12 protein-coding genes are annotated in these 10305 nt (G+C 45.4%); 7 read left to right on the forward strand and 5 right to left on the reverse strand.

Going from position 1 to position 10305, the window contains the following annotated elements:
• The first annotated feature begins 175 nt into the window (after nucleotides 1-175).
• Nucleotides 176-697, forward strand: coding sequence for a flavin reductase (locus B3D59_RS09345; RefSeq protein WP_286819274.1), 522 nt, complete (start codon nucleotides 176-178; stop codon nucleotides 695-697).
• Nucleotides 698-716: 19 nt separating this feature from the next.
• Here B3D59_RS09345 and B3D59_RS09350 read toward each other — a convergent pair whose 3' ends face one another.
• Both B3D59_RS09350 and B3D59_RS09355 read right to left on the reverse strand, forming a co-directional pair.
• The gene (locus B3D59_RS09350) at nucleotides 717-935 is read right to left on the reverse strand and encodes a hypothetical protein (RefSeq protein WP_286819275.1); all 219 of its coding nucleotides are present in this window, start codon (nucleotides 933-935) and stop codon (nucleotides 717-719) included.
• A 196-nt stretch (nucleotides 936-1131) separates the two neighbouring features.
• A complete protein-coding gene (locus B3D59_RS09355; RefSeq protein ID WP_286819277.1) occupies nucleotides 1132-1455 on the reverse strand; it encodes a hypothetical protein in 324 nt (107 codons plus the stop codon).
• A gap of 344 nt (nucleotides 1456-1799) precedes the next feature.
• Between B3D59_RS09355 and B3D59_RS09360 the strand changes: the two genes are divergently transcribed.
• The 3 genes from B3D59_RS09360 to B3D59_RS09370 all read left to right on the forward strand — a co-directional run bounded on the left by B3D59_RS09360 (nucleotide 1800) and on the right by B3D59_RS09370 (nucleotide 5603).
• Nucleotides 1800-3098, forward strand: a complete 1299-nt coding sequence (locus B3D59_RS09360) for a pentapeptide repeat-containing protein (protein WP_286819279.1) — start codon at nucleotides 1800-1802, stop codon at nucleotides 3096-3098.
• A 4-nt stretch (nucleotides 3099-3102) separates the two neighbouring features.
• The gene (locus B3D59_RS09365; RefSeq protein ID WP_286819281.1) at nucleotides 3103-4173 is read left to right on the forward strand and encodes a hypothetical protein; all 1071 of its coding nucleotides are present in this window, start codon (nucleotides 3103-3105) and stop codon (nucleotides 4171-4173) included.
• Nucleotides 4174-4403: 230 nt separating this feature from the next.
• Nucleotides 4404-5603 carry an IS256 family transposase gene (locus tag B3D59_RS09370; protein WP_286819292.1) on the forward strand — a complete coding sequence of 400 codons (1200 nt, stop codon included), beginning with the start codon at nucleotides 4404-4406 and terminating at the stop codon, nucleotides 5601-5603.
• 75 nt (nucleotides 5604-5678) lie between these two features.
• Here B3D59_RS09370 and B3D59_RS09375 read toward each other — a convergent pair whose 3' ends face one another.
• Entirely contained in the window at nucleotides 5679-6413 is a 735-nt protein-coding gene (locus B3D59_RS09375; RefSeq protein ID WP_286819282.1) for a hypothetical protein, read from the reverse strand.
• On the reverse strand, nucleotides 6410-7561 hold the full coding sequence (locus B3D59_RS09380; protein ID WP_286819283.1) for an AAA family ATPase: 1152 nt from the start codon (nucleotides 7559-7561) through the stop codon (nucleotides 6410-6412). The genes B3D59_RS09375 and B3D59_RS09380 overlap by 4 nt, the downstream gene beginning before the upstream one ends.
• Before the next feature lie 237 nt (nucleotides 7562-7798).
• On the opposite strand from B3D59_RS09380, the gene B3D59_RS09385 reads away from it, so the two are divergent.
• Nucleotides 7799-8128, forward strand: coding sequence for a hypothetical protein (locus B3D59_RS09385; protein WP_286819285.1), 330 nt, complete (start codon nucleotides 7799-7801; stop codon nucleotides 8126-8128).
• Nucleotides 8129-8349: 221 nt separating this feature from the next.
• Here the strand turns inward: B3D59_RS09385 and B3D59_RS09390 are convergent, their stop codons facing one another.
• Nucleotides 8350-8868, reverse strand: a complete 519-nt coding sequence (locus B3D59_RS09390; protein WP_286819286.1) for a GyrI-like domain-containing protein — start codon at nucleotides 8866-8868, stop codon at nucleotides 8350-8352.
• 159 nt (nucleotides 8869-9027) lie between these two features.
• On the opposite strand from B3D59_RS09390, the gene B3D59_RS09395 reads away from it, so the two are divergent.
• Both B3D59_RS09395 and B3D59_RS09400 read left to right on the forward strand, forming a co-directional pair.
• A complete protein-coding gene (locus B3D59_RS09395; RefSeq protein WP_286819287.1) occupies nucleotides 9028-9969 on the forward strand; it encodes a DMT family transporter in 942 nt (313 codons plus the stop codon).
• Nucleotides 9970-10111: 142 nt separating this feature from the next.
• On the forward strand, nucleotides 10112-10305 hold a 194-nt coding region (locus B3D59_RS09400; RefSeq protein ID WP_286819290.1), incomplete at its 3' end, for a hypothetical protein.

A 10305-nucleotide genomic window follows, 5' to 3' on the forward strand; every position in this document is an offset into this window, starting at 1 on the left:
TCCGCGTCGCGCCGGCCCCGCTGTATAACACCTTTCACGATGTGTGGAGCGCGATCCACGGCCTGAAGGAGATCGTCGACCGCCGGCTGTACAAGGACCTGGACAGCGGCCGGCAGGCCGTCCCCTGAAACGAGCCGCACGACAAATGGTGTATAATGGCAGGCCAGGAGGCCCCATGATCGCAGCCATCAAGCCCAAGGACCTGCTGCTGCCGTCGGTCGACATCTGGTTCAAGCGCTGGTTCGTGCTGACCGCGGGGGACATGGAGAAGTTCAATTCCATGACCGTCGCTTGGGGAAGCATCGGCGGCATCTGGGAGATGCCCTTCATCCAGGTCGTGGTCCGGCCCACGCGCCACACGTTCGGTTTTATGAACGACTTCCCGACCTTCACCCTCTGCTCGTTCCCGGCAAAGTACCGCAAGGACCTGGCCATCCTCGGCAGCAAGTCGGGCCGCGACGGAGACAAGATCGCGCTGACGAAACTGACGCCGATGAAGTCCAAGGCGGTGGCGACACCCTGCTTCCGCGAGGCCGACCTGATCCTGGAGTGCCGCAAGATCTACTGGCAGGACCTCGACGACCGAAATTTCCTGTCAGCGCGGATTGCCGCGCAGTACCCGCAGATGGATTATCACCGCGTCTTTTTCGGCGAGATCCTGCGCATTCGCGGCAGCGGCGAATTCAGAAAAAAATAAAAACGTTGCCGTCGCCCGTTCAGGGCGTCATTTCTCGCCCGCGGCAAGCAGCCTCAGGGGTATTCTCCACCAGTTCCCAGCCGCCAGGATCGCCATGGCCGGGGAGGATGATCCGCGACTCGGGCAACCGGCTTTTCGGGTTGGCCAGGGTGGCGGGCCGGTCGGCCTGGTCAGTTTCCTTGATGCAGCCGAGCGTTCTGGCGTCGGCGGACTTGACCAGGCAGCCAGCAAAAAGCACTTTCCCTCCGCGATCCAGGTGACGATATTGTCCACAGGGTGCCCGGCGCCTGGATAAAAGAATTCCAGTTCGCGAGCGTCGATCTGGAGTGTATATTCTCCCGTGAAGGTTCCGGTGCGGGGCTTCGACGTCGGCGGCCAGGACCAAATCGTGCGTTTTTTCCAGGCCGAGAGATGCGATACCCCGATGGTGGATCTCAGGCAGTCTGCCCAGGCAATCGACGTGGGAATGACCGACGATGACCGCTTTCATCCTGGCATTGAGGCTCTTCTCCACCCAATCTAGCAGCATGGTCGTCTGCTTCCGGCGGCCAGGGGGTGTCGATCAGGGCGGCTTTGACGCCGTCAACAACGATCAGGCCGTTGACCGTCACATTGCTCCATTCTTTCACCGCCTGACAGGTCACCTGCCGCCAGATGCCCAGGGCCAGGGAGTAGAGTTCAACGTCTTTGCTCAATTCGATTCTTTTCTGCTCCCCAAGGGCTGTGAGCGTGATCACCATCATCATAAAAAACAACACCTTTCGTTTTATATCCTCTCCTTGATTCGCCCTATTTTAAACGAAGCGGAAAAGAATCGCCAGGGCGTAAAATATTAAGAAATAACATCAGAAAATGAATTCCGGATTCCTATTAAATTGCAAGCATTCCCCATGTTCCCTTTAATGAATTAAGGTAAGACCTGTTACTAATTGCCCATTATGTGAAATTGCTCAAAATTCCCTTATGCCTTTTAAGATCACAAGATTTTATAATTTCTTTAATGCAATTTCTATTGTAAATTAGAAAGAATTTCTTTAAAATTGAATGCGCGGGCTATCCAAATGAGGAAGATACTATTTTTTCATTAAAGTGCTATTAAAATATGCAATCAAACAAAATTAAATATATTCGCATTAATTTAATTAATACAGATAGAATTTACAAAGAAAAAATTAAACTTGACTTCTCAAATAAAACGAAAAGTGATAAGAGCTTCTTTAAAAGATTAAAAGATAGAGAGAGAGCGCCAAGGTGTCTATGGTTTCCAATCATCCCGTTTAAAATCAATAAAAATGAAAACGATCGAAAACTTCAACACGAAGAGATCTCAAAAACAGTTAATCGAACCCTTTTTGGAATGCTTTCATTTTGTATTTTTTGTATTTTCACTTTATCAATAAATGATCTAAAACTACTTACTACGAATGCACTGATTAAATTACCTTTTGCTAATATCGAAATCGATTTCAAAACTTTTCTAATATCAGCTCCCCTATTACTTGCAGGAATAGTCTTTTATTTACATGTTTATTATGGTCAATTGCGATTGCTTGATAAACCAGAGGAAGACTCCTTACATCCAGTTATTTTTAATTTATCATCAAAAAATGCCCAATTTCTCTCTATATTCTTACTTTATTGGCAAGCTCCGTTAGTTCTGATATTCTTTTTCTGGAAATCCATTCCTCAACCATTTTCAACAATTCCCTTTTATATTATGTCTTTTATTACTTTTATCTTAGTTTTTCTTCAAATAAGAAGATGCGGCGCCGAAACAAGACGACACAATAGATATTTATGGGTGATTTTAACTTTAATTAGTTTTATTTTTATAGATAAAACCATAGTTAAAATTCAAGGGAAACCCATTTTTTGTTCATTTTTTTGCAGGCATGTTAAGTTTTTATATCCAGTTTTCGAGTGGCCTTTTCAGAGAAATCTTCAGCTGTCAAATATGAATTTATCAAATACAATTCTTAAGAAATTCAATTTGAGTTATGCGAATCTTAATAATTCGGATTTAAGCAACGCAGACATTTCGGGTGCATTTTTAGAAAATGCTAGTTTAAGAAATGTTAAAATGTCTTCTGTAAGAGCAGTTGGTACGAATTTTTCGTCAGCTGATCTTAGTTACTCCATCATCGAAAAAGGAGATATGGAGGGATCTATTTTCAACCAGACAGTTCTTCGTTATGCAAATTTAAATGAAGCCAACCTGCGCAGATGTCTTTTTAACCAGGCCGATCTAGTTAATGCAACTTTAATTGGGGCAGATATGAGAGAAATCAAAATAAGCCATACAAATATATTGAATGCCAATTTCTCAAACGCGATATTAAATGGCACTTCTTTAATAAATCAAATCCCAAATCAAGATTTGATAAAATCTAGCAACGATTAGCTTCATGGCACTTAATTTTTATCATTTACTAAAAATAATGATTGACGAAGGAGGTGATGTATTATATTTAACTTGTGGAAGTTGCCCTTGTATTAGAGTTCACGGGGGCATCAAACGAATTGAACACCCTTCATTATCAAGTAAAGATCTTGAAGATTATTTTAATTCATCAACCTTTGAAAATGATAGAATATCTTTTAGTTTTTCCGGATATGTTTGCTCAATAGTTGAAGTTGCTCGCCTCGGGAGATTTTCCGTATCATGGCAAGGAGACAAATTTGATAAAAAAGGATTGAAGTCAATTGTAAAGAGTATTCCATCAAAAATTCAGTCTCTCTTAGATCTTGGCATAAACATCCATGAATTAAATTCCCCATTCCTCCCTGGTATTTACCTTATAGGTGGATATTCAAAATCTGGTCGTTCAACTACGCTTTCATCACTGATTGACAATGTTAATCGTAATTTAAATAAAAAATTGATTGCCATCCAACCATACAGTTCATTAATTCATTATCACAAAAAAAGTCTCGTTGAGACTATTGTTCCTAAAAATGCTAATGAAATAAAGCAAATTACTGAATTCGCCATTTCTACCTCAGAGGCAAACTGTATATATATAGACGGGTATTATGGTCGAGCCGCATTAGAAGCTATTCTGTTTGCAGCGCGGTGTGGATTACTTTGTTTCGCAACTGTCTTAGGTCAATCCGTAGAGGCAGTAATTCAAAATATACTCTTTGAGTGGCCACAAAGTGAGAGGGATTATATTTTGACATTTCTTGCAAAGCATTTAAACTGTATTTTATGTCAAGCATTATTGCCTTCCTTAAGGAATAGCCAAACACTTGCATATGAATTTCTGAATTGCTCGAATGAGGTTAGAACACTAATTGAAATAGGTCGGATTAAAGAACTCAGAAAACATTTTTCGGATGACTACAGAATCGGAGAAAACATTTCATTAGAAAAATCCGTCATCCAACTTTATAAAAACAAGTATATATCACATGATACATTAAAATCTTTTTTTGACCTTAATCCTGATAAAAAGTCACTTAAGATATTTATTTAAATTGGTTCAATATGTATATTTGAAAAGAAATCGCTTTTTTTGTACATTTAAGGAAAGGTAGTCCTCCAAGTTTTTGGAAGTTGTTATACTGATAACGTAAAATATTTTTCGCACATTTTAGAGGAGAGGTAGTCCTCCAAGTTTTTGGAAGTTGTTATACTTCCGGTTCGGCTAAAAACCTAAAACAAGGAGGACCACCTATGAACGAGGATAGCAGGGAACAAGGCAAAATGGAAGTGAGCAAGCCCCAGATCATCCAGATCAACGAGGGCGAGGTGCACGCTCATGTCGACCGTCTGGTCAAGCAGACCGTCGAGGAGATGCTCAACGGCATGCTGGATGCGGAGGCGGATCGTTTGTGCCAGGCCAGGCGCTATGAGCACAGCGACCAGCGGCAAGACACGCGGGCAGGCCATTACAAGCGTAAGCTGCATTTGAAGGCGGGCGAAGTCGAGCTGAAGGTTCCCAAGTTAAGGCATCTGACCTTCGAGACAGCCATCATAGAGCGTTACCGCAGGCGCGAGGCCTCCGTGGAGGAAGCCTTGATTGAGATGTACCTGGCCGGGGTCAGCGTGCGGCGTGTAGAGGATATCACCGAAGCGTTGTGGGGCACTCGAGTCAGTCCCGGCACGATCAGCAACCTGAACCAGAAGACCTACGAGCGGATCAACGAGTGGCGCAACCAGCCCATTGAAGGCGGGCACCGGTACGTTTACATGGACGGGATTTGGCTGAAGCGAAGTTGGGGCGGAGAAGTGCGCAACCTGTCGATCTTGGTCTGCATTGGCGTGGGAGAGGGCGGATTCCGGGAAGTGCTGGGGGTGGCCGAAGGCGCCAAGGAGAACAAGGAGAGCTGGCTCTCGTTCCTGCGTCATATGAAGGCTCGGGGGCTGAAGGATGTCGAACTGGCTGTGTCTGACAAGTGCCTTGGGCTGGTCGAGGCGCTGGGAGAGGTATATCCGGAGGCACGTTGGCAGCGCTGCGTGGTGCATTTCTACCGCAATGTGTTCACCGTGGTTCCCCGGGGCAAGATCAAGGCAGTAGCGGCCATGTTGAAAGCGATCCACGCCCAGGAGGACCGGAAAGCGGCCGAGGAGAAGATCGAGGCCGTGGCTGCCAAGCTGGAGCAGATGAAGCTAGCCAAGGCGGCCACGATGGTGCGGGAAGGGGCGCATGAGACGCTGAGCTATTACAGCTTCCCGCAGGCGCATTGGCGGCACCTGCGAACGAACAACCCGCTGGAGCGGATCATGCGCGAGATCCGCCGGCGGACGAGGGTGGTGGGAAGCTTTCCCGATGGTGAGTCGGCATTGATGCTGGTAGCAGCGCGATTGCGGTACGTGGAAGGAACACGCTGGGGAACGCGCAGGTACATGAGCATGGAGCGGTTCAATGACGTCATGGAAGAGGAGGTGTCAACGATAGCATGAACAAAATGGCCGGCGCTGGAATGTGGGAAAGTGAAGAATATGAGTCGAAACCCTAAATGTGGATGCTTTCTTCCATCAGTTGCAATGATTTTTTATACAATTAATAAAATCAATATAACTAGAACATCGATTGTTTGTTAATACATAATCTAAATCATTAATAGCTAAACGTGAAAATATCCTTTCCAAAATACTAAAAGATTTGTCATAATCTATTTCACATAGTTTCAGTATTCTTTTTAATTCATTGGAAGGCCTATAAAACTCATTTTGTGGATCAATTTTTTTTAAATCTAATCCTAACTTTAACCTGATAGATTCACATGATAAAGCTGAATCGATTTTATTGAACAAAGTATGCATTGAAAGAATCCATGCTTCAAATTCCATAATCGAAAAATGAATGAATATTTTATCAGGTTTACTCATTTTGCTTGTTTCTAAATGTACTCTTAATTTTACTAATTCCGAAACACAATCATCAATTTTGCCTTTTGATTTATCATTATATGATTTACAATACATATCCCTTATCCCTAAAATTAATTCATACCCCCTATTAAACAGATTCACTTCTCTCGCTTTTATTGCACTTAGAACTAAATCATCATTCTGAACATTTATTAATAGAAAATTAAAATCAACAGTTGGAACGTTAGTGTTATAGTTATAAGGAATTTCAGAGAATTTATTAGCTTGCAATTTCAAACACTTATAAGATATTTTATCATACCCCAGAATGAGTGGAATTAATTTCCTTAAAAATATTATTTCAGATTGTCCCTCAACAAATATCGCAATTCTTTTCAATTTTTATCGTTTTTTAAAAATGAATTACTTGAAAAAAAATCGAAATTGCTTAGGCCCGTGTCCAGAAAATCATCAAATATTTCTTTTGAGTTTTCGTAGTTAATAATATTAGATATATTTCCCTTTCTTTGAATAATCAACCAATATTCGAGCGGGACAATATTCATTACAAATCGATCATTGGTCGCCATAATTAACTGAAAAATTGGGTTTTTCGCTTTTTCTATCAATAATTTTATTAAGTTGCATGATCTTTCGAAATCAAGCCCTTCACCAATATCATCTATTAAAATGCAACTGTGTTTGTTTTCAAACTGAGCATAATTGATTTGAATTATCAATGAAATAGTCCTAAACATACCCTGAGACATATCGTGTTGATCTGTAATACTCTTTAAGTCCGACTCTTTTACAGCAAGGCCAACAGGCTGTGAAGAAAAAGCGCCCTCAATAACGATACTTTTAGGTTGCTGGATGTCAACACTATCGATTTGATACCCAATAGTGTCCATATCACTAATTATTGACTCTAAAAATGGATCACCATACTTCTCTCTTCCCTTCTTAAAAACTCGAGTAACCTTATTGGTATCATAAAGAAGGTTCTTGTTTTCTAAATCATCTTGTTTATTAGTAAATAGAGCAAAATGATCTTTACCTAAATGCGATCCAAACTTAAAATGTACTAAATTGCTTCCCCAATTATACAAATCTTCCAAAAAAGAATGCTGAACCATATCTCTCCGTGAAAGAGCAGCTATTTCATTTTCCGGTGTTTGAAAAGACATTTTTTTCTCTAATTCTTCAAAATATATTTCTCCTTTACCTTCATTCTTTCTTTTAAGAAGATTTTTCCCCTTCACATCAAGAATTTCTTCGAGAACTCTATTTCTCTCGTACTTTAAAATATATTTTATTTCGTCATTTGTTTTGTTAAAAACAACTGAATATTCTCCACCAAAATATCTAGCTAGAGTCCGAGGTATAGTTAGAATATTTGATAAAGATTTAAGTATATTCAAAGTCTTTGACTTTCCGGTTGCATTTTTTCCTACTATTAAATTAATTTTCCCAAAAGAACATTTCTCTAGCTTCCATTCTTCAGGCATATCTAAAAACTGGGAATATTCAATAGATTTTAATTCCATATACTTCTCCAAAATATTTTCTAATTAATTGTAAAACAAAATGATATCATTATCAAATGTAATATTTTAGCAAGTTCGATCCAAGTGCACTATCTCTTTCAAATTCCTCAAAAATATCCTTTTTGCTTTGATTTCCTACAGAATGTAGAGTGTAAATCGAGGGGGGGGCATTATTTGTGTCATCTGTTCGCTAAAACGGCCTACAGCTGGGCGCCATACATCGCCGGCATACTGACCGTGGTCTTCGTACCGATATTATTTTTTATCATGAAGTCTCTGAAACTGGCATCCCTAATCAACGGATTCTCGGTGATCATCGGCGTCATCACCATGGCCCACTTCTCACTGGAGATTGCATCCCTCTGGGCCAACATTGTGACCCTGTTATCCAAGTTCGTCATCAGACGTGCCATCTTCTGCCTCGAGGTCTACCCGCTGGAAGGCAACCCCAATCCCAAGGGCTGGGGGCTGATCCGCTACCCCAAACCTGGACTTCTGGTATGTCCATTTCGTCACCTGGACCGCGGTCTATTTCCTGGGCCACTTCATCTGGAGGTAGGACGATGAACAAGATCAAATGGTTCAAGCCGCTGTGGTGGGTATTGCATATCGTTGCCATAGCACTCGTACTCTGGATCGGACACAGCATTAGGTTCTAGATACAGGGCTTCAGGGTCCAGGGTTTTGGGACTAGGGTGTAGTGAAGAAAGGTTAAGAAAAAACAAAGCAAACGGTTCGTCAACGGCGAGTTATTCAACCTCTATACCCTATACCCTAAACCCTACACCCTATTTGCGGACCGGCACCACGATCAGCGTGCGGCAATCCTCGGGCTTTGTCGAAGTGGGATCGTCCATGTAGGACTCGCAGATCGGGCCGCTGACCGCATAGCCGCCCCTGGCGATGAATTCCATCAGCACGGGATAGGCGGCGCCGAGGGAGGTGTACGGCCCCTTGTAGATCATCTCCGCCACCAGGGGATATTTGTACTCCCCTTTTTTCAGGGGCGGCGCCACTTTTTCCAGGGCGTGCACGGGCAGGCATGCGTCCCAGCGCAATTCCTCGGGCTTGACCTGCGCCGGGGAGTTGTAGTAGATCATGGACGGCCCGCCCAGCATCTCCAGGTTCTGCTTCTGGAATTCGGCCATCAGCTCGCCCAGTTTCTGCGGCACCTGCTCATAGGAACCCATGCACTCCAGGGCCGCATAGGTGAAATTTTCGCCGCTCTCGCGGATCCTGGGCTCCTGCTGGGCCAAAAGTCCGGCCGCCAGGCAGAGAAGCATCAGCGCATATCCGATTCTTTTCATGGATCCTCCTGGAACACAAATCTACGTTTTCTCCGGTTTGTTGTCAATCCGGAACCGGGGAAATCGGATACTCGGCGGCGATTTGACAGGGAGCCGCAACCGATCTACAATGCCGGCTTGCGCAACGGTCCCGATCGCCGGGAAAACAGCGGAGGCTTTTTGGAAAATAGATCTCGCGACATCGGCATTTTTGCCCTGCTGATCCTGACCTTCCTCATCTGGTCCAACTCGTTCATCGCCATCAAGCTGCTGCTGGCGAGGATGACCGCTTTCGACCTGCTGCGCCTGCGCTTCATCCCGGTGGCCGTGATCAGCCTGGGCCTGATCGCCCTGTTCTACCGCGACGAGGCGCGGGCGATATGGAAAGCGCATCCCTGGCGCGTGACGCTGGGCGGCCTGCTGATGGTGATCAGCTACAACCTGATGCTGAACTCGGGAATGCGCTACGTCCAGCCCAACGCCGCCTCGCTGCTCATCGCCCTGAACCCGCTGATCACCCTGCTGCTGGCCGTGCGCTTTTTGGGCGAGCCGTTCACGCCCCGACGGCTGCTCGGCACGGTCGTCACTTTCGCCGGCCTGGCGCTGGTGGTCCTGCTGGGCCGGGTCGGCGGCGGCATTGACACCTGGATCGCGCTGGACAAGGTTCCCTACATCCTGCTGGTCCTGGGCGGGCCGGTCAGCTGGGCGGCGGCGACCATCATCATCAAGCCGGCGCTGAGAGGCCATTCGCCCCTGGCGTTCAATTTCGTCAGCCTGGCCATCGGCGGCCTGCCGCTTTTTTTCTTCATCGACCGCCCCTTCGTGCGCATCGCCCTCTCGCTGCGCCCGCTGGAATACGGCGCCGCCGCCTTTCTTTCCATCGCCTGCACCATCCTGGCCTTCACTTTCTGGAACATCGCGGTCAAGCACTGGCAAGCGTCCAATGTGTCGCTGTTCGTCTACCTGAACCCGCCGCTGACGGCGCTCTTCACCTATCTGTTCTTCGGCATCGGCATCACGCTCTACTTTTTCCTGGGCGGCGTCATCATGCTGGCCGGGATCATGATCGCCACGACCGGCGAGATCCGGCCTGAAAATCAGGTCCGACCGGGCGTTTCATGACCTCAAGACCAGACTGCATGGCAGAGAGGTTCGGGAAATGCTTTTTCCCGCTCTATCTTCCCTTTTCTTTCCCGGTTCTTCCCTCTCTCTTCCCTGGAACGCATATTTATGTTACATATGATCCGTTCATACGGAGGGAACGATGAAGGACCGGGACTCGCGCAAGAAGGACGAAAGGAAGGAGGTCGTCGTCAAGGACGGCAACCGCAGTTTCAGCTGCAAGCTGCTGGACATCTCGGCCACCGGCATCTCGGTGGCCATCAGCCACTTCATTCCCACCTACAAGGAGATCGGCGTGATCATGGAGATCGAGGGCAAGCCCGTGGCCATGAAGGG

The sequence above is a fragment of the Desulfobacter sp. UBA2225 genome, from assembly GCF_002348205.1.
Lineage (GTDB): Bacteria > Desulfobacterota > Desulfobacteria > Desulfobacterales > Desulfobacteraceae > Desulfobacter > Desulfobacter postgatei.

Excerpts from the sequence above, each read along its gene's own strand:
- B3D59_RS09370 (WP_286819292.1), top strand. The coding sequence starts at position 4,404 with ATGGAAGTGAGCAAGCCCCAGATCATCCAGATCAACGAGGGCGAGGTG.
- B3D59_RS09380 (WP_286819283.1), bottom strand. The coding sequence starts at position 7,561 with ATGGAATTAAAATCTATTGAATATTCCCAGTTTTTAGATATGCCTGAA.
- B3D59_RS09365 (WP_286819281.1), top strand. The coding sequence starts at position 3,103 with ATGGCACTTAATTTTTATCATTTACTAAAAATAATGATTGACGAAGGA.
- B3D59_RS09345 (WP_286819274.1), top strand. The coding sequence starts at position 176 with ATGATCGCAGCCATCAAGCCCAAGGACCTGCTGCTGCCGTCGGTCGAC.
- B3D59_RS09360 (WP_286819279.1), top strand. The coding sequence starts at position 1,800 with ATGCAATCAAACAAAATTAAATATATTCGCATTAATTTAATTAATACA.
- B3D59_RS09390 (WP_286819286.1), bottom strand. The coding sequence starts at position 8,868 with ATGAAAAGAATCGGATATGCGCTGATGCTTCTCTGCCTGGCGGCCGGA.